This window comes from Paracoccus kondratievae, assembly GCF_009301415.1.
In the GTDB taxonomy this organism is placed as follows: domain Bacteria; phylum Pseudomonadota; class Alphaproteobacteria; order Rhodobacterales; family Rhodobacteraceae; genus Paracoccus; species Paracoccus kondratievae.
The window spans coordinates 1,196,848-1,215,827 of record NZ_CP045073.1 but is presented as its reverse complement, the minus strand read 5'-3'; the positions used below and the strand labels follow the sequence as shown (position 1 = coordinate 1,215,827).

Here is an 18,980-nt window from a genome sequence, read left to right as displayed (position 1 = left end):
TCGTTGAAGGACAGGCGTGCCCGCGACCGCGTATGACGGTCGCGGTACGGGACGGCTCAGAGATCAGGGCACTGGTCGCCCGGGTCCACGTTCGGGAATTCGGCCACAACCTTGACCGAACCGTCAGCCTGTACTTCCCCCAGATACATGGTGAGGGGAGCATGATGCTGTTTCGACATTGAAATCTCGCCGCGCGGCCCCTTGAACGAGACTTCGGGGAAGGCTGCCAGGACGGCTTCGGTTTCCGTCGATCCGGCCTTTTCGACAGCGGCCTTGTAAAGATAGACCGCCTCATATTGCGGGGTGGACAGATCGTTCGGGGTCCGCATCTCACCCCCGAATTTCTTTTCCAGAGCCGCGATGAAATCCTTGTTCTCGGGCGTGTCGATTGCGGTCAGGTATGATGCCGAAATAAGAATGCCCACACCATCCGCCCCCATCGCTTTCGCGGTGCCTTCGTCAACCGCCAGATTGGCGTAGGGGATCGAGATACCCGAGGCGCGCAGCTGTTTTGTCAGTGTCACGTTCGGTGTTCCGCCCGCCGTCGAGGTGATGACCGCATCCGCGCCCGCGCTACGCAGATTCGAAAGGATCGCGGTCCAGTCCGACCCCTCCATCGGCAGGTATTCCTCGCCCACGATCTTGCCGCCCTTATCCTCGATATACTTGCGCGAGAACTCGAGCATGCCCCGCCCGAAGGCATAATCCGAACCGATCAGGAAAAAATTCCTGGCACCATCCGCCATCAGCTTTTCCACAACCGGAGGCACCTGCTGTTCAGGCACCCAGCCGTTGACGAACATATTGGGTGAGCAAGAGCGGCCTTCATAGAATGATGAATAAATGAAGGGCTTTTCCCCCTCTTCCACGATGGGAAGGCCCGCGTTGCGCGCGGCCGAGGTTTCCATCGCAATCAGCACGTCAACGTCGTTCTGGAAGACCAGCGTATTATAGGCGGTTTGCGCCCCTGCCGCGCCCGAGGCGTCATCTGCGACGACAACCTTGACGGGGCGGCCCAGGATCCCGCCGCTGGCATTGATCTGCTCAACGGCAAGCTGGGTGGCCTGAACCACGGCGGGGGCAATAACGCTGTTTGCCCCGGACAGGCCGACCGGTACGCCAATGGTGATCGGCTCGCCTTCCTGGGCAAGGGCGGGGCCGCTGACAAGCGCGGTGGCAAGCAGCAGGCAAAGGCAGGTGGGTTTAGCGTTTTTCATCTTACATTTCCCTGTTGTATCAATTGGTTATGCGCAAGCGATCAGTTATAAAGATCGGTGCGCCGGTCTTCCCAGACGTTATTGCGTTCACTGACGCGTCGCTGGTTTTCCAGGTCTCCGAACATGACATCGGCGATCAGGATCTCGGGGTTGGTAGGGGATGCAGGACCGGCAAGAGGCCAGCCGCGTGGCCCGACGATCAGGCTGCATCCCAGAAAGGGCTGGCCACGTTCAATGCCCACGCGATCGGCACAGGCGATGGCGACACCGTTCGAATGGGCGGCCGCTTTGTGAAGGATATTGGCCATCGGTTCGGCACCGGCGGGTTGGTCTGGAATGGGAACCCAGTTGGTCGGCACGCAGATCAGTTCGGCACCCGCAGCGACCAATCCCCGGAAGGTTTCCGGGAACCAGCCATCATAACAGATCGCCACGCCAACCTTGCCATAGACCGTGTCGAATACAGGCAGCCCCAGATCGCCGGACCGGAAAAACAGCTTTTCCTTGTTCCACAGATGCAATTTGCGGAATGTGCCCAGATACCCCTCTGGCCCGCAGAATATCGCCGAGTTGTAGAAGGTATCCCCGGCTTTTTCGCATAGCCCGGCCGCTATGTAGACGCCCAGCTCAGCCGCCAGTGCGATCAGCGCCTGTGATGGGCGTCCTTGGGGAATGGGTGCGGCCAGTTGCTGCAATTCATCGGCTGCCTCAAACACATAGCCGGTGTCCGCCAGTTCGGGCAGGACAAGGATCTTGGCCCCCTTTGCCGCAGCCTCTCTGGCCAGCCGGTCGATGGCGGCCAGATTGGCCTCGACCTCGCCAAAGCGGGGTTCGAATTGCAGGCAAGCGACGGCAACCGTTTGCTTCTCTTGGACCTTGTGCGTCAAGGCGCCCTCCAGAAATGAAAAAAGCCCATGGACGCGGGAAAGATCCGCATGCCATGGGCTACCTAGCCTCGATTTCAGTTCGGCAATCCTGCCGACAGAGCAACCTTGCTCGCGGACAACTCTGCCAAGCTCAGTTCAAATGTCAACGAGAAATGGCAATCGACCCAGGTTCGCAAAAGGCAGGGCTATTTTTCGGCAATCGTCAGGCCGATGCTGCGCAGCGTTGCTTCGGCGGCAAGCAAACCTTCGGCGATCGAGGTCAGCGAGGTCCGCCTGGCCGTCGCCTGATCACGTAAAAGACGATAGGCCTCATCATCCGGAATACCGCGCAGCTCGGCCATCAGTTTGACCGCGCGATCAACGAGGCGGCGGCTTTTCATCGTCTCTTCCAGCTTCTGGATCTTGCCTGTCAGCCGCCCCTCATAGCCCCGGCGATAGCGGGCCAGCACGAACTGGGCGAGAATGCCGAACGGCCGCAGCGGCTTTGAAATCACGCCATGGGCGTTCAGATCGGTGATGGCTTGCAGCGCGGTCGGCGTCTCATAGGTCATGATAGCGATGATGGCTGGCGTGCGATCCTGCAGCAGCGCGGGCAGTGCCTCTCCGGGCAGATCGTCGACCTGCACGAATATCGTGTCGGTTTCAGGCGGCAGCGCGGCGGGCAGAGGCCACAGGGCCGTTACCGCGCAGCCAAGTCGCTTGAGATGTTCGGTCAGGACCGCCCTGTCTTCGTCGTGTGGATGCAGGACCAGCACCCTGGCCTGACGCAGATCGTCCAGGAGGCGGCGCGCGGCAGGGCGCCGGCTGCGATCAACTGGTGCGCCCGTCAAACCCAGACCTCATCAAAGCGAGCAGTTGCCAGATAGGGGTCGGGACGGACCGGGCTGTCAGCCTGCCACGCGACGTCGAACAGCCCGTCCCGGCGCATGATGCCGATGCGCGGTGTCAGCCACAGATGCCGGTTTTCCTGATCGACACAAACCGGGCCTTCGGGTGCCAGCAGGTTTTGCCCCAGCAGGTGGGGGGCAAGCGCCGACGGCTCGAGACTGCCTGCACGTTCAAGTGCATGCGCCAGCAGGTATACCTGCAGATATGCCGTCTGGGACCAAACGCTGGTTGTCGCTTCGGCCCCGAACCTGTCTTTGTAGGCCGCAACGAACAGCTGGTTCTGGTCAGAGGGCAGCGTCTGGAAATAGCTGGCCGACAGCACATGGCCGTGACAGTATTCGGGCCCGATCTCGTTGATTTCGGTTTCGGCCATGGTCAGGCTGGCGATGGGGCGCTGTTGCGTGTCAAAGCCCGCCTCGGCATACATGCGGTACAGTTGACGGGCCGGGCCACCGATCACGGTACTGAACACCGCATCGGCCTGCCAACTGCGGATATGGCCCATCAGTTCTGCGACCTCGGAGGATGAGGCTTCAAGCGGTGCATAAACCTCGCCCGCGACCTTGGCCCCCTTGCTTTCAAGGATGTCGCGCATGGTGCGGTTTGATTCGCGCGGGAAAATATAGTCCGCCCCGACAAAACCGATGCGCTTGCCGTAACGGCGGATCAGGAAGTCGGCCAGAGCAAAGGCGCATTGGTTCAGCGTGGCGCCCGCATAGATCACGTTTTCCGAATACTCGAACCCCTCATAGACCGAGGGGTAGAACAACAATGCATCATGCCGCTCGACCAGCGGAAGCACCGCCTTGCGCGAGGCCGAATGCGAGCAGCCAAAGATGATCGTGACCCCTTCATCCACGATCAGCTGCCGTGCCATCTGGCGATAGGTCGTCGGGCTTGATTGTGGGTCGCGCAGAACGGGGACAAGGGGCAGGCCGCGCACGCCGCCGCCCTTGTTGATCTCTTCGATGGCCAGGGTCGTGCCGCGCAGATGCTCGCTTTCGGTCAGCGCGCTAAGCCCGCTGCGCGAAAACAGCACACCTATACGCCAGCCCTCAGAGGCGGTGGGAATATGGCTCATGCAGATGGACCTGAATGTCAGATTCCCGGACTTTGCATGCATCAATGCGTAAAAACAATGCCTGAGCGAGAACGACAGCATCGAAGAGCTTCCCGATCAGAAATGGCGGCCCGGCTTTGGGGTCAATACAGGCGCAATGTTTTATTCGCCCGAGGTGACGGATATGCCAAAGGACGGGACGATCATCATCGTGGCTTCGATAACCGCCCGGGACGCAAGCTTTACTTTCCGGCCACCGACGCCGGGCCGCAGGCGGTCGTATTGGAAATCAGACCTTCCCCGATGCCTTGTCACGCAACGCCAGCGATGCGCGCCAGCCGCGTGCCTGGTCATGGATGAAACGGGTCAGGCTTTGCACTTTGGAACTGCGGTGCAGGTCCACATGCGTCACCACCCAGATCTGCGTCCGCCATTCCGGTGGGCAGATGCCGGGGAACAGCTCAACCAGCTCGGGCGAGGCGGTCAGCGGGCTGAGAAAGCCGATGCCCAGCCCCTGTTCGACCGCGCGATAGGCCACAGAGCTTTGCGGGGTGCGCAGGACAAACGCCTCATCCGGGACGCGGCTGAACAGCCATTGATAAAATGGCGCGCGGGCGAAACGATCCTCGCCCACGATCAGATGATGCGCGGCCAGATCTGCCAGCGTTTCCGGGCGACCATGCCGGGCGATATAGGACGGCGCCGCGTAAAGCGCATGTGGGTAGTCAAACAGCGGCGTGACCACGCTGTCCTGTGCTGAAGGACGCGGACCGGCCCGCAGCGCCACATGCGCCTCGCCCCGCGACAGCTCAAAGGTGCGCTCATCCGAATCATAGGTGACCTGCACCAGCGGGTGGTCGCACAGGAATCGGCCCAGCATCGGTACGATCAGCGGGTCAAGGCTGGGCACCGCCGTCAGCACCAGCCGTCCTGAGACCTGATTTCGCGCGGTTTCGATCCGCCCCAGCATCTGGGTGAATTGCTCGTCCACCGCGCTGGCGGTTTGCAGCAGCTCCTCGCCCGCTTCGGTCGGTGTATAGCCGCGCGAATGGCGCTGGAACAGCTTGACGCCCAGCTCGGCCTCAAGCGTGTCGATATGCCTGATGACAGAGGAATGATGCATCCCCAGCACCTCGGCTGCGGCACTGACCCGGCCCAAACGCGCCACCTGAGCAGCGGTGCGGATTTCACTCCAGAGGTTCAGGCGCATAGTTCCACTCAGTTTTGCACATCAGTTGTCATTTTTGGCCAGTTTAACGCGGAAATGCAATGTTCATATTGGCTTCATACCGGGGCGAAACACAGCCGCCGCCGGATCCAAGGAGAAGTTGAAATGCTGAATAAACTTGTTATCGCCGCCGTTGCAGCAAGCTTTGCCGTGCCCGCCCTGGCGTCGGAAATCAATCCGGGCCGCCAGATGCAGGCGGACCTGCTGGGACTGGACGCAAGCCAGTTCACCACCAACGAGCTGGCGCAGATTGCCAGCGAAAAACTGGGTGAAGAACGCGCCAGCCGCGCCGCCTTCATCACCGCACAGAAAGGCACGGGCGTCCTTAATCTGGTGTCCGGCAACAATGTGGCGGGGCTCTATACCGTAAGCCGCGCCGGCGACAAATAACGACACCTGTTCCGTTTGTACGCAAAGCGGCCATGCCTTTGGGCATGGCCGTTTCCATTTGTCACAAAGTAGCAGACGCGCGACCTGCCTTTCGCATCGAAGGACCGACCCGCCCGGAACACCAAGACAGGCATTCTTGCAGAAGGCGGGCTCGATCATATTCGCCCCCAAGGGAATCAATGAGTGAGAGTCCAAGCTGTGGGGTTCTGTCAGCGCGGGTGCCGATAGTATCGCAGCAGGCCGAAGCTCCCGGACGACCCGGAAATACCACCCACCAGCCTCAGGCAAAGGCTGCCAACCGTGCAGCCGCAACGTCAGCCAGCACCGAAATTGCAAGCGAGGACGCGTCCCTTGTCGGGCCGAACATGCCGATGGGGGCCTTGACCCGGGCAATATCGGTCTCAGGGATCCCCATACCCCGTAAACGTTCGACGCGCGCGCGATGGGTCCTCATGCTGCCCAGCGCCCCGATGTAAAAGGCGGGTGACTGCAATGCCCTGTGCAGCACGGGCAGTTCGGCGTCCAGATCATGGTACAGAACGGCAAAGGCCGTATAGGCATCGGCCAGTTCCCCGATGTCATCCGCCACAAGTGAGGGACCCAGCGCCAGAGTGTCATACCCCGCGCAGGCGGCAAGCTGCGCCAGCTTCTGCGCCTCGATCGAGCGACCCGAGATCACCATCCTCGTCACCGGATGATAGACCGAAAGAAAGCCGCCGTTGTCCCATCCCGGCCGTTCTGGCACCGGCGCACAGCGCAACGCCTGCTGTTGCGGATCATAGCACAATGCCGCAGGCCGACGCGCAGCGAGGTTATGAAGGGTATGCTCGATGGCACCGACATCGCGCAGCACATGGATGGCGATGGTAATTCCACCGCCGCAGGGCAGGACAATGTCGAAAAACGGAGACCCCTCGCCAAAGACGGCTGTCCGGTCATGCCCCTCTGCCATGGCAAGCAAAGCCTCGGCCGCGACTGCGGCCTCGACACAGCCGCCCGAGACAAACCCCGCATAGCCACCATCCGCCGCGATGACGACATGCGACCCCAGCCTTCGCGCCGCACTGCCGCGAATGCCGGTCAGGGTCGCAACCGCAACCGGACCCCGGGCAAAGCTGGTCACTGCGAAACGCAACAGCTCTGCCGGATCATCGCTTTCAAGCACCCGGACAGGTGTTGGCAATACGCTAAGAATCTCCGTCCCGTTCAACTCATGCCCCGCGCGAAACTCGGTTGCCTGATCGGGCGACTAACGGCAGGTACCGATGCCCTGCCGTTACGCCACAGCCAGCTTCAGGTTGCGCCGCCCTCCTCCAGACTGAACTTCGACAGTGGCAGGCTGCGCACACGACGCCCGGTCAGGGTCGACACCGCGTTCGCCACAGCTGGCGGCACGCCCGGCACCCCGGGTTCGCCGATACCGCCCATGGGGGCGCCGCTTTCCACGATGCGGACATGGACGCGCGGCATCTGATCCGGCGTCAGGATCGGATAGCCGTCGTAATTGCGCGCCTGTGGAACACCGTCAACATAGACCACCTCTTCCAGCAAGGCAGAGGACAGCCCCAGCGCAACCGCCGAATTCACCTGAGCTTCGATGATTGCCGGGTTGACGATGCTGCCCGGATCAATGGCCACCCAGATGTCATGCACAACGATCTGGCCCTGCTGGATCGACACTTCGGCGATAGTCGCCACCTCACTGCCGAAAGGCGAGGCCATGGCGACACCCCGGGCGCGGCGGCTGCCATCCTCGGCCTCAAAGGGTCCGCGCTTCCAGCCGCCTGCCAGTTCGGCAACCGCTTCAAGCAGGTTTCTGTGACGCGGACTGTCGGCCAGCAGACGGTGGCGCAACTCATAGGGATCATGCCCCCCGACATCGGCCATTTCGTCGAAGAAGGTTTCATAAAAGAAATCATTCATGGAATGCCCGACCGAGCGCCAGAAGCCGATGATCGCCGGATCATCTACATGGATATGCCCGACGCGACGGTTCTTGATCGCATAGACCTTGCCGGCAATCCCCTCGACAGCGGTACTGTCGACCTTGTCCGGATCACGCCCGAACCAGCGGCCAGCCGGTCCCTCGCCCGCGGACACCGCATGTAGCGCAACAGGAAGCCCGTCAGCATCCAGCCCGGCACGAAAGCGGACAGCGGACATGGGACGAAGGGCGTCACGCAAGAACTCTTCCTCGCGGCTCCAGATCAGCTTGATTGGCCGGCCAACAGCTTTCGACAGCAGTATCGCCTGCGGAAAGGGGTTGGCGGTTTCATAAAGAAAATGGCGTCCGAAAAAGCCGCCAAGCAGGGGCGAATGAACAATGACCTGCCCGGGCTCGATGTCAGCCACCTTTGCAGCATGAGCCTGGAACATCTCGGGCGCCTGATTCGGGGCCCAAAGCTCCAGCGTGCCATCTTCGTTCCAGCGCACCAGCGCCGAGGGCGGTTCCAGCTGACCATGCGCCAGATAGGGCGCGTCATAGCTGGCCTCGACCACCTTCGCAGCACCGGCAAGTGCGGCGGAAACGTCCCCTTCCTCTTCAAAAGCGATGCCGTCGCCGGGCGCGGCCTTCAGCGCAGCCAGATGTGCCTCGGTCGAGAAATCGGCCGGCATGGCACGGGAAACATCGGGTGCCGGCTCGGTCCAGGTCACCTGCAACGCCTCGACCGCCATCCGGGCCCGCCACCAGCTGTTGGCAACCACCGCGACCGCGCCGGGCAGCCGGTGAACCGAATGGACGCCCGGCATACCGGCTACCTCGGCTTCGTTTTGTAAGCTGTCCGGCTCGCCCCCCAGATGCGGGCTGTGCTGCACGGCGGCATACAGCATCCCATCGACCTTAAGGTCGATGGAATATTGCGCCTTGCCTGTCGATTTGTCATGCGCATCCAGCCGCCCGACCGGTTTTCCGATCCAGCGAAAGTCGGCGCTGTCACGCAAAGCGACCTCTTCGGGCACCGGCAACCCGGCAGCCGCGTCCACCAGTTCACCATATGGAATGCTGCGCCCGGACTTTGCATGCAGCACACGCCCCGGCTCTGTCGACAGTTCGGCAACCGGCACATCAAGCTGCGTCGCCGCGGCCTGCATCAGCATCATGCGGGCCGAGGCACCCAGCTTGCGCATGGCATCATAGCTCATACGGACCGACATGCTGCCGCCGGTAAAGCGTGCACCGCCGATCAGCAGATAGTCAGGACCCGGAGGCGCACCCTCAACGGTAAAGTTGGCCGGATCAACGTCCAGTTCCTCGCCCACGATCTGCGCCATGGCGGTAAAGATCCCCTGCCCGCCTTCGATGAAGGCGCTGCGGAACAGCACGGTGCTGTCAGGACGAATTTCGATAAAGGCGGATACGCGTGTACCCGGCACAACAGCCTGCGCCGCCTGCGCACGGGCACGCCCCGCCGGCACGACCACCCCCAGTGCCAGCGCCCCTAATGAAGCGCCGATGAAACCACGACGCGACAGTTTGAACGGTTTGCCGATCTCGCGGGACTTGATGAACATGTCATTCATTTTTCTGCCCCATTACGCCTGAGCCGCATCACGCACAGCGGCGATTATGGCGTTATAGGTGCCACAACGGCACAGGTTGACCATTGCCGACGCAATGTCCTCATCTCCGGGCTGGGGTGTTTCCTTAAGCAGCGCCGTCGCAGCCATCACCTGTCCCGACTGACAATAACCACATTGCGGGACCTGATGGGCGACCCAGGCTTGCACCACCTTCTGGCCGATCGGGTCCTCTTCGATGGCTTCGATCGTCGTGATCTGCGCCCCCACCACGCTGTCCACCGTGGTCACACAGGACCGGGTGGCGACTCCGTCAACCAAGACAGTGCAGGCTCCGCATTGCGCAACTCCGCAGCCGTATTTGGTTCCGGTCATACCCAGTTCATCGCGCAGCACCCAAAGCAGCGGGGTTTCGGGTTCGATATCAATTTGGTGCTTGGTGCCGTTGATTGTCAGATCCATGGGTAGCTCCTCAGCCTGAAAGTGGTACGGGGGGATGCCCGTCGCTGCCATCAGTTTCACTCCGGCCCGGCTTCCAGAGGTCAGGCCGCCCGGCTACGGGCTACTGGAATACGGTCAGCCTATCACGGATAAGGACAGCACAACAGGCCGCCCCGGTCTATAGGGGGCATCTCACATTCTCATGAATGATCGGGATACATCTTCGTCCAGCGTGATGGTGGGACAGAGTTGTCCTCCGGTCCCATTGGATCATTCCACACAACTAATTGATTTTAAAATAATTCATAGCCTCTCCGCATGAAAATGAAGCGATGGCGGGTGCGATGTTCCTGGCACACCGACGAGCAGATGGCGCATCTGAAGCCCAGCTTTCCCAAGTCCCATGGCAAACCCCGCGTCGATGACCTGTGTGTTCCGAGCGGAAAATCGCATGGTTTCTGGCCTCTGCGGTGATAACGAAATCATCGCGCGCCACGCTTTCGGGGAACTTGTCGAACGGCGGGTTGGTCAGGATCAGATCGGCCGGATCGAATTTCTTGGCGTCAGAGGTCAGCACATCAATTGGGTCGATCGGCTGGTCAATGCCATGCAGCAGCAAATTCATCGTATTCAGCCGATGCGTGCCGGTAATCAGTTCCGCGCCCTGGTACTTTCCATTTCGCTGGGCAAAGGTGACGTCCTTGGGAACGGTCGTTAGGTCGTCGGTGTCGCGCATGATGGCGCGGTGGGCGGCAATCAGAAAGCCTCCGGTGCCCGCCGCAGGGTCTTGGATGACCTCGCCAACCTTGGGCTTCATCAAGTGGATGATGGCTTCGATCAACGGACGCGGGGTGAAATACTGACCCGCCTTAGACTTTCGCTCAGACGTGGTGCGTTCCAGTAAGCCCTCGTAGAGATCGCCCAAACCGTCTTCTTCGGCTGCATACAGTCGAACGTGTCGATGGTGGTGATTAGGCTGGTCATGGCGAGAGCCTCTGGCAATCGAAGTCTTGTATGACGCTCACGGGCCCGGTAGTGAATGCCGCTTTCGGCAGCCTGTAATTTGGCACTCACCTGATGGTGCACCGGACCGCATTGCATGAAGATGATCGGGTGATGCCCGTCTTTTCGGGCGATGCTTGCCGATGAGAACGGGCACGGCACTGTCGACGTAGTCTACGACCAATACGTCCTTCAGGGCCGCTTCCAACGCCCTCGACCTGGCCTCATGTTCTTCCAGCAGACGCAGACCGGCGGGCACCACTTCGCAGGCCGAGCTATGCGGCCGGCCTGCGGCTGATCGCTGATAAATTTGGCGATAACGTGACTGCCCTCGGCGCGGACCTGTGCGGCGTGGGTGATCGGCTCGCTGATGCCGCCGACGGTGCCGGACTTGATACCCTTGCCCACGCCCGGCTCATCGCCGTGGACGTGGCTGGTGTGTGACCGCATCACCCACCCGACCGGCAGGCCTGCCGTTGATGAACACCGAGCCGGAACCGCCCGACAAGACGTGCGGATGCGCCGGGGCCGGACAGCTCGGGCAGCCATGCGGGCCGTAGGCATCGCCCTGACGCAAAGCCGCAATCCCGTCGATGTTCACATCCGGCGAAGCCTCGATGCCCGGTGTTGGCGGGAAATGGCAGCCATGGCCGGAACCGATATCGCCAAGGCGCGTGGAGGGTTTACCGGTCATCATCTGAAACCACTCTGAACAGTTTGGGCGCTAAATATATGATTAACCATAATATGGCCAACCCACTGATTATATGCAGAAGTGATAGATATCCGAAAATCACAGCCGAAACGGAAAATCCAATCCCACCACATACGGCACCCAAAAATATAAAATCCGTGCGTGATACATATATCGGAAAGCGCACCCTCAAAGCTCCCAGTATTTTTTTCATCAAGGCAAGATCAATGCGATCCCCAAAGATGTCGCGGAGTTGGTCATCAGTCACCTTACCATAAGAAAAAAGAAGAGTCAGTGTGGATGTTGGATGCCAAACGCCTGAAATCAATGGACCCTGAGCCTAATCAGCCCCGTTTTTTGAGATAGATTTCGATTTTTCCCCAATCATCGATACGGTTGGTTTTGAACCGCGCACATTTAGTCTTTCTTGCCCACAATGACAACATGACGCCTGATGATGTAGCGAAGACCGATGAAGATGATTAGGGTAGAAACCAGACCCCATACCGAGAAGAAGTGAAAGAAGCGCGATGCAAGGAACATGAGCACTACGCATGCGATCATGAATACCCACATCGCCTGAACTGTCGTCATTCTCATTGCTACATCTCCCAATATTTTTTCACATCTTCCGGGCGGAGGTCTTGACCGAAGACCTCGCGGAATTGTGCGTCCGTCATGTCGCCAGAGTGGAAGCGATCAATCAGGATTTCCTTGATTTCCTCCATTCGGTCCAGCCCCGCATAATATGTGATCGACCCACCGACGATGCCGCTCACCACCCGGCGATCATCCACTCTCGGCATGCCATGCGAAAGCGGAAAGAACGGCGATATTCGCACCATCTGGCGCTCGCTCAGCAGAACCAAATCCCTCATCACGGCCTCTTTCAGCAAAGACCTCGAATCACATCTCAAGCCAAATTAATAGGTCCTGATTCTAGTCATCTGGAACTGTAGTTCATATCATTGACCCCTCCGATTTCGGAGGGATGATATGGTTGGTCGAGTAGCGGACGAGGTGGTTCTGAGTGCCGATGAACGCGACTTTCTCGAGGCGCATGTCCGGCGTCACCAGGCCACGCGGTCGCTGTCGGCCCGGTGCCGGATGGTTCTGCTCTGCGCGGAAGGGCTGCAAAGCAAGGAGGTCGGCGCGCGGCCCGGAGTGCATGAGCATACCGTCGGCAAGTGGCGCAGACGGTTCGTCAGGGACCGGATCGAGGGATTGACCGACGAATATCGTCCCGGCCGGCCCCGCACAGTATCGGACGACCAGGTGGCCGAGGTCATCGAACGGACGCTGAACACCACGCCGAAGGACGCCACCCATTGGTCGATCCGCTCGATGGCCGCGGTGACGGGCCTGTCGCACACCACGATCCGCCGGATCTGGGCCGCCTTCGGCCTGCAGCCACATTGCAGTGAGACCTTCAAGCTTTCCACCGATCCGCTGTTCGTCGACAAGGTGCAGGATATCGTCGGCCTTTACATGGCCCCGCCGAACCGGGCCATCGTGCTGTGCGTGGACGAAAAATCCCAGATTCAGGCGCTGGATCGGGAACAGCCGGTGTTGCCGATGGCGCCGGGTGTCGCCGAGCGGAGAACCCATAGCTATCTATATCCGCCACGGCACGACCTCGCTGCTTGCAGCACTCGATATCGCCACAGGGGCGGTGATCGGCAAATGCTACAAGCGGCACCGGGCGACCGAGTTCCTAGACTTCCTGAAGCGGATCGATGCAACCTTGCCGCAAGGACGGGATGTGTATCTGGTGATGGACAACTACGCCACCCACAAGACATCCAAAATCAAGGCCTGGCTCGCCCGGCGCCCGCATTGGCATGTGCATTTCACACCCACCTCGGCGAGTTGGATCAACCAGGTGGAGCGCTGGTTCGCGGAACTGACGCGCAAGCAACTGCAACGGGGTGTCCACCGCTCCACCGCAGACCTGGAGGCCGATATCGCCGCCTTCATAGACGCGCACAACGAAAACCCCAAGCCCTATCGATGGGTCAAATCTGCCGACGAAATCCTCGCATCCGTCAAACGCTTCTCCCAGAAAACACAGAAAAATCTATGTGCCGAACTCTAGATTCAGGTGATTAGAATCAGGACCTATTGATTTCAGACGTTTGGCGTGATTCAGGCTCTGCAAGGAGACCTGTAACCTTTACTGGCTGACCGACGCCCAGATGGAACGTCTGGGGCCTTTCTTTCCCAAGAGCCATGGCAAGCCACGCGTCGATGACCGTCGCGTCCTCAGCGGCATAATCTCCATCAATCGCAATGCTTGCGATGGTGCGACGCGCCAAAGGAATACAGCCCGGCAAAGACCCTCTACAACCGGTGGAAGCGTTGGAGCGACAATGAGGTCTTCGCCCGGATCATGGTGGGTCTGGCCACCGAACGCGCCGAACACAAGACGATCATGATCGACGCAACCTGTCTCAAGGCCCACCGCACGGCATCGAGCCTGTGCGTCAAAAAGGGGGCGCGGGCGCCAAATCGGGCGCACCAAGGGTGGGATGAATACCAAACTGCACGCCGTTGCCGATGCCAAGGGGCGGCCGATCGGGTTCTTCATGTCGGCGGGCCAAGTCAGCGACTACACGGGCGCGGTGGCGCTGCTGGGCAGCCTGCCGAAGGCGGGGTGGCTACTGGCCGACAGAGGCTCTATGACGCCGATTGGTTCAGAGATGCCTTGAAAGACAAGGGGATAAAGGTCTGCATTCCCGGCCGGAAGTCCCGCAAGAAGGCGGTAAAATACGACAAGCGGCGCTACAAACAGTGCAACCGCATCGAGACCATGTTCGGCAGGCTCAAGGACTGGCGGCGCGTCGCCACCCGATACGACCGGTGCCCCGAAACCTTCTTCTCTGCGATCGTGCTCGCCGCGATCGTCTTGTTCTGGCTATGAGCCAGAACGAGTCCTGAGCCTGGCCTGGTTTATGTTGCTGATTTTATTATTGATTTACTTGATAAATAAATATCCAAAAACCATGGCCACCAAGAAAAATGCCAGTGCCGAGTACCAGGTTCCGAATATCAGTAAAAAAAGTGCCGAGGACAGCAACATCGTCATGACAACATGTATCAAAAAATCCCTCAAAAACCCCAAGAAGCCTTTCCAGTTCATCGCAAAGCTCCCGTTCCACCGTCCCTCATTCCTTCAAGTAGAGCCCTAAAGGTCACCAACTCGACAAGGTCATCGAAATAACAAAGGCCAGCTGCATTCATCAACTCGAACAGTTTCTCACTATCCGAAAATATACCATCAACGCCTTCCGATGTGTCTGTGATCGCCGTAATCAACATCTGGACAATAGTAGGGTGTTCAACTGACTTAATACGGACCTGATAGTCATCTCTAAGATAAAGTCGATCCACAAGAATCGTCTTTTCCCAAACGCATCGAATAGCTGCGCCTAGCGAGGCCATAATAATATTGTAGAATATATTTACTGTCGCCTCTGTCAACCTGTAAGATCGCGACTTCCCTTCAAGAATCTGTTTCCCGTATCTCCCGCCGTGCACAACGTAACTGACCAAGAAGCCGCCAAGCATCCTCTGACCGGTTTCCAGCACAGCCGAAGGGGCTTCATCTTGAAGCTGCTCTCTAAGCTCCAAAACGCTCTCTTTTACTCCCTCCATAAGCTGGGGTTGCCTAGATAAACACTCGCGCAAATTTGTTTCGAATTCATCACTTCCAAAGGCGAGGTTAAACACCATTTTCAGAAGTGCGTAGGCCGGCGGAACACTGTTGAGAACTAAAGATATCTCATCCAGAGCATGTTCCAAGGCAAATGAAAAATTCTCTTTCGCGATAGGACCTGGTAAGCCTGACGCTGCGGGAAATGCCAACTGACCATACAGCCAATCCTTACCATAATTTCCGAAAAGAAATTCGTCTATATCCATCCATTCGTAGAAAGGGGGTTCAATGTTTGTGAAAATAGGTTCAGCCGATAGAATGCAGTTAAAAAAACTCCGGATCGGCATCAGGAATTACAATCTCGCCGCGGCCATCTTCACTCTCTTCGCCATTGAAAATTACAGTCCCGTCAGCACACATCCCTCCCATTCTTTTGGCCCTCAGTTCAGATTTATGCGACTGGCAATGGCATCAATCACTTGCCTCGCCTTGACCATGAAATTACCAGAAAAAATTCGAAACATCAAACTAGGGACGAAAGATGTGGCAATAGACGCAAGGCCGAACACGAGCGTTGAGGGGACAAGAACGGCGAGCCGCCCATATCGGCCGGAAATGCCGCCAAGGATCGGGGCCATGATCGCCAGTGGCAGACTATAGGCCGTGATGAATAGCGCGATGCGCTCGGGCGGGACCGAAAGATCAGCGCCTATCGGCGAGAGGATCGGCCCCAAGAGAAATTCGTCCGCCCCCACGAGGAAGGCGATCAGAAAGAGAAATGTCAGTCGAAGCATGGTGCGGGTCTTTCCTTTCGTGATGGATCGAAAGGGACTCCCGGAACATGGCAAGGCGGCCGAGGACCGCTTCCCGCCGTGCGTCAAGATCGGCTCGGAGCCGGTCGATATGCTCCAGCTTCTCCAGCAATTGCGGAATACCTCCCTCGCACGGTCCTGCGCCCTCGTCGGAGAGGCAGGCCGCCATGGCGCGGACCTCGCGTGTGGCAAAGCCCGTCGCAATGAGATCGCGGATGCGTCCCGCCCGGCGCAGGTCGGCTTTGCTGTAGCTGCGATAGCCATTCTCCGAGCGACGAGCATCCATGAGGCCCGCCTTTTCGTAATGGCGCAACATGCGCTCCGTGATCCGAGCCTTTCAGCAGCCTCTTTGATCTTTATTTCGACCCCTTTCCACGTTGCCGCAGCACCTTAACATTAGTGTCAATGTCAAGTGATTTAGGGTGAATAAGTTTGCATTAACGCTTGAACCCCACCTTTGGTTTGGGCGCTAAGCCGTTGCTGCGGGAGCGAACGGCTTGAGCCAATCTGCAAACGACTTGACCGTCCGCTCAGGGCTCGGAATATCCTACAGCCACTCAGCGATCGTGGCCACCCCGACGGTTGCCGAACGACCGGTTTGACGTTGCGCCGCGATTTGCAAGTTGGGCTGCGGCCGACGGCAATCCGTCCTTTCTACCGCCCCCATCAAGCTCTGACTTCACGGACACGGCGAGCGATTACCGATGCTGCGACAGCAAGAATTATGCCGCTGGCCAGGAAAACACTTCTGGGTCCGGTCGCTTCCAGCAGAGCTCCGCCCAAACCAGCTCCTGTCGCAATGGCGAAGTTGATTGCGGCGACGATCAGGCTGCCACCGGCTTCCGCATCGTCGGGCAGTGAGCGCGTGATCCATGTCGACGATGCCACAGGAACGCCGGCAAAAAGAAGTCCCCAGATAGCGACCAGCACGGCATCGAAAGAGGCCAAGCCTCCGAAGCTGGTCAGGATGAGGGCAAGGATGGCCATCGACAACGGAAGCACGATCATAGTCAGGCGAAGCGAGCGTTCGATCAGATATGCGACAAGATAGGTTCCGGCAAAATTGGCAAGGCCAAAGCCAAAGAGAACCGCAGTAACACCGTCGACGCCGAGCCCCGTGATGCTCTCTAGAAAGGGGCGAAGATAGGTGAAAAAGGTAAAGTGTCCTCCGAAAACCAGCAGCACGGAAAACATTCCGATCGCGATCCCGGGGCGTCGTAGCACGTCGAGAAGCGAGGCCGTCCTTGCGGCGCTTTGCACGGGCAGCGAGGGAAGCGTCAACGTCTGGACGAGGAGGGACAGGGCCGCGAGACCGGTTGCTGCAAAAAAGACCCCGCGCCAGCCGATCATCCCGCCAAGATAACTGCCGACCGGGACTGCGAAGACAGTTGCGGCGGACACGCCCATAAACATGATTGCCAGCGCGCGGGGAATAGCTGCTTCCGGCACCAGTCGCATCACCACCCCCACAGAAAGGCTCCAGAAGCCACCAAGTGCGATGCCCATCAGGATACGGCCAAGCAGCAGCATACCAAGGCCGGGGGCAGTCGCGACGACAAGGTTCGACAGGATCAGCAGCACGGAGAGACCAATCAGCACCCAACGTCGGTTGATGTCACGGATGATAAGCGAGATCAGAAGACTGGTGATCAACCCGACCAATGCGGTCGCTGTCACCGCCTGACCGGCCGCACCCTTGCTGATTTGCAACCCTGCCGCCAATGGGGTTAGCAGACTGGCAGGCAGGAATTCGGCTGTCACCAAGGCAAAAACGCCAAGCGACATGGACAAGACCGCGCCCCATGCGGGTCGGTCAGATATTTCACTTTCTATCGGCAGTGCAATGAGATCCAGATCGCTCTGCATCGTATCGGTGGCCATAGGACGGCTCCTTGTGTTCCCAGCGTTGAGAGAAGGAATATGGCTCGACAGGCCAGTCAAACTATGCCAGTTTATCCTTCATGCTTGATCGAAACGCCGAAGCGACGAAAATTGGTGACGCTGTTAGCGAGGTCCTGCTTGGCATGCGCCTGCGTGGTGCACGTTACTGGAGACTTCGTCTGTCGCCACCTTTCGGCGTGAACTTCCGGGTGGACGATGGCCCGAGATTTCACTTTATCGGCCAAGGCGAAGCCCTTTTGATGCTGCCCGACAGTGCCCCTCGCGTAATGAAGGTGGGCGATGCGGTGCTGATCCCTCGCGGTCATCCGCATCAACTGTTATCGGCACCAAGGATCGCCGCGCGAGATTTTGGCAGGTTCACGCCGGAAACCCTTTGTCGCGCCTTTTACGAGATTCAGGCCTGCGATGCGGCCAGCTGCCGGACCAAGGATACGACTATCCTGACTGGCGCAATGGAGCTTGATCTGGTGACCATGCATCCGTTGGTCGCGCAGATGCCACATGCGATGTCGGTCGGGTCGCTGCTGGAAAGTCAATCCGGTATGCACGGCATTCTGGCGGCTATGGAAACCGAGATGGCGCAGGATCGTCCGGGTTCTGCCGGCGTCCTTGCGCGGCTTGCGGATGTGGTCGCCGCCCTGATCGTCCGGGGCTGGATTGAGTGCGGTTGCGATCAGGCATCCGGCGTGATTACGGCGCTTCGCGATCCGCGACTCGCCAGGGTTCTGGTCGAGCTTCACAAGGAACCCGGTCGAAATTGGGATGTGCCGATGATGGCGGACCTGATGGGCGTGTCGCGTTCAGTCTTTTCCGAGCGGTTTGCGGAGATCGTGGGGGTTAGTCCGCTTCGCTATCTGACCGACCTTAGAATGCGGATCGCGGCGCAGTGGTTAGGACAAGAGGGCAGTTCGGTGGCGGATGTCGCCTTTCGGCTTGGTTATGGGTCACAAGCCGCTTTTACCCGCGCCTTCAAACGCGTGATAGGCGTTTCGCCGGGCGCCCGACGGCGTGAGCTGACGGCAGAGACCAAATCCTAGACTGGGCCCGTTCTGTCGTGTTGGTGGATGCCGGACATCAAAAAGCAGTATCCCGGTTGGGCGACCGGCCACACTCTTCATATCGCGCCTTCCAGAAGCACGGGGCCGACGCGATCTACTCCGAGTCTGTCGTATGGGTTGCGTAAGAGGCAATCGCGAGTCGAGAGACAACCACAGCCAATGCAGGTGGTCATTTGATCGCGTAACCGGGTCAGACAGGAAGCTGCCGTTCAGGCTAGGGTCAGGAC

Annotated in this window: 18 protein-coding genes and 4 pseudogenes; 4 read left to right on the top strand and 18 right to left on the bottom strand. The window is 59.1% G+C overall.

The features are described 5' to 3' along the window. Nucleotides 1-56: 56 nt before the first annotated feature. The 5 genes from F8A10_RS17375 to F8A10_RS17355 form a co-directional block, all read right to left on the bottom strand. Nucleotides 57-1,217, bottom strand: coding sequence for a substrate-binding protein (locus F8A10_RS17375; protein WP_152368015.1), 1,161 nt, complete (start codon nt 1,215-1,217; stop codon nt 57-59). Between the two features lie 41 nt (nt 1,218-1,258). Then, the gene (locus tag F8A10_RS17370) at nt 1,259-2,104 is read right to left on the bottom strand and encodes a nitrilase family protein (RefSeq protein WP_152368014.1); all 846 of its coding nucleotides are present in this window, start codon (nt 2,102-2,104) and stop codon (nt 1,259-1,261) included. Nucleotides 2,105-2,289: 185 nt separating this feature from the next. Next, nucleotides 2,290-2,934, bottom strand: a complete 645-nt coding sequence (locus F8A10_RS17365) for an ANTAR domain-containing response regulator (RefSeq protein ID WP_010394743.1) — start codon at nt 2,932-2,934, stop codon at nt 2,290-2,292. Further along, entirely contained in the window at nt 2,931-4,073 is a 1,143-nt protein-coding gene (locus tag F8A10_RS17360) for a transporter substrate-binding domain-containing protein (RefSeq protein WP_152368013.1), read from the bottom strand. The genes F8A10_RS17365 and F8A10_RS17360 overlap by 4 nt, the downstream gene beginning before the upstream one ends. 268 nt (nt 4,074-4,341) lie before the next feature. Further along, complete coding sequence (locus F8A10_RS17355; RefSeq protein WP_085502073.1) at nt 4,342-5,262, bottom strand: LysR family transcriptional regulator; 921 nt, start codon at nt 5,260-5,262, stop codon at nt 4,342-4,344. On the opposite strand from F8A10_RS17355, the gene F8A10_RS21250 reads away from it, so the two are divergent. After that, nucleotides 5,167-5,670 carry a hypothetical protein gene (locus tag F8A10_RS21250; RefSeq protein WP_193668345.1) on the top strand — a complete coding sequence of 168 codons (504 nt, stop codon included), beginning with the start codon at nt 5,167-5,169 and terminating at the stop codon, nt 5,668-5,670. The genes F8A10_RS17355 and F8A10_RS21250 overlap by 96 nt on opposite strands. 280 nt (nt 5,671-5,950) lie before the next feature. On the opposite strand, the gene F8A10_RS17345 is transcribed toward F8A10_RS21250, so the two are convergent. The 8 genes and pseudogenes from F8A10_RS17345 to F8A10_RS21555 all read right to left on the bottom strand — a co-directional run. Further along, nucleotides 5,951-6,853, bottom strand: a complete 903-nt coding sequence (locus F8A10_RS17345) for an XdhC family protein (RefSeq protein ID WP_152368012.1) — start codon at nt 6,851-6,853, stop codon at nt 5,951-5,953. Between the two features lie 110 nt (nt 6,854-6,963). Beyond that, on the bottom strand, nt 6,964-9,183 hold the full coding sequence (locus tag F8A10_RS17340) for a xanthine dehydrogenase family protein molybdopterin-binding subunit (protein WP_217809593.1): 2,220 nt from the start codon (nt 9,181-9,183) through the stop codon (nt 6,964-6,966). A 21-nt stretch (nt 9,184-9,204) separates the two neighbouring features. Then, nucleotides 9,205-9,651, bottom strand: coding sequence for a (2Fe-2S)-binding protein (locus tag F8A10_RS17335; RefSeq protein ID WP_010394754.1), 447 nt, complete (start codon nt 9,649-9,651; stop codon nt 9,205-9,207). A 538-nt stretch (nt 9,652-10,189) separates the two neighbouring features. Then, nucleotides 10,190-10,555, bottom strand: a pseudogene (locus F8A10_RS17330) (HsdM family class I SAM-dependent methyltransferase); the annotation flags it as partial. Between the two features lie 96 nt (nt 10,556-10,651). Further along, nucleotides 10,652-10,942 (bottom strand): type II toxin-antitoxin system ParD family antitoxin, encoded by a 291-nt coding sequence (locus tag F8A10_RS21565; RefSeq protein ID WP_227493536.1) that lies wholly within the window; start codon nt 10,940-10,942, stop codon nt 10,652-10,654. Then, nucleotides 10,825-11,082, bottom strand: coding sequence for a PAAR-like domain-containing protein (locus tag F8A10_RS21960; RefSeq protein WP_406611718.1), 258 nt, complete (start codon nt 11,080-11,082; stop codon nt 10,825-10,827). The genes F8A10_RS21565 and F8A10_RS21960 overlap by 118 nt, the downstream gene beginning before the upstream one ends. Beyond that, nucleotides 11,048-11,329, bottom strand: a complete 282-nt coding sequence (locus F8A10_RS21240; protein WP_227493472.1) for a PAAR domain-containing protein — start codon at nt 11,327-11,329, stop codon at nt 11,048-11,050. Before F8A10_RS21240 ends, F8A10_RS21960 begins: the two co-directional genes overlap by 35 nt. 761 nt (nt 11,330-12,090) lie before the next feature. Next, nucleotides 12,091-12,204: pseudogene (locus F8A10_RS21555) on the bottom strand (IS5/IS1182 family transposase); the annotation flags it as partial. A gap of 118 nt (nt 12,205-12,322) precedes the next feature. On the opposite strand from F8A10_RS21555, the pseudogene F8A10_RS17310 reads away from it, so the two are divergent. Then, nucleotides 12,323-13,421 (top strand): annotated as a pseudogene (locus F8A10_RS17310) (IS630 family transposase). A 100-nt stretch (nt 13,422-13,521) separates the two neighbouring features. Beyond that, nucleotides 13,522-14,246 (top strand): annotated as a pseudogene (locus tag F8A10_RS17305) (IS5 family transposase). 46 nt (nt 14,247-14,292) lie between these two features. Here the strand turns inward: F8A10_RS17305 and F8A10_RS21235 are convergent. From F8A10_RS21235 to F8A10_RS17285, 5 genes are all read right to left on the bottom strand, one after another. Then, complete coding sequence (locus F8A10_RS21235) at nt 14,293-14,484, bottom strand: beta-N-acetylhexosaminidase family protein (protein WP_193668250.1); 192 nt, start codon at nt 14,482-14,484, stop codon at nt 14,293-14,295. Next, complete coding sequence (locus tag F8A10_RS17300; RefSeq protein ID WP_152368010.1) at nt 14,462-15,247, bottom strand: hypothetical protein; 786 nt, start codon at nt 15,245-15,247, stop codon at nt 14,462-14,464. The genes F8A10_RS21235 and F8A10_RS17300 overlap by 23 nt, the downstream gene beginning before the upstream one ends. A gap of 174 nt (nt 15,248-15,421) precedes the next feature. Then, on the bottom strand, nt 15,422-15,775 hold the full coding sequence (locus F8A10_RS21955; protein ID WP_152368009.1) for an MFS transporter: 354 nt from the start codon (nt 15,773-15,775) through the stop codon (nt 15,422-15,424). Next, on the bottom strand, nt 15,684-16,121 hold the full coding sequence (locus F8A10_RS17290) for a MerR family transcriptional regulator (protein ID WP_264675570.1): 438 nt from the start codon (nt 16,119-16,121) through the stop codon (nt 15,684-15,686). The genes F8A10_RS21955 and F8A10_RS17290 overlap by 92 nt, the downstream gene beginning before the upstream one ends. A gap of 338 nt (nt 16,122-16,459) precedes the next feature. Continuing rightward, entirely contained in the window at nt 16,460-17,674 is a 1,215-nt protein-coding gene (locus F8A10_RS17285; protein WP_227493471.1) for an MFS transporter, read from the bottom strand. 80 nt (nt 17,675-17,754) lie between these two features. Between F8A10_RS17285 and F8A10_RS17280 the strand changes: the two genes are divergently transcribed. Beyond that, entirely contained in the window at nt 17,755-18,732 is a 978-nt protein-coding gene (locus F8A10_RS17280; protein ID WP_152368007.1) for an AraC family transcriptional regulator, read from the top strand. The last annotated feature ends 248 nt before the right edge of the window (nt 18,733-18,980 follow it).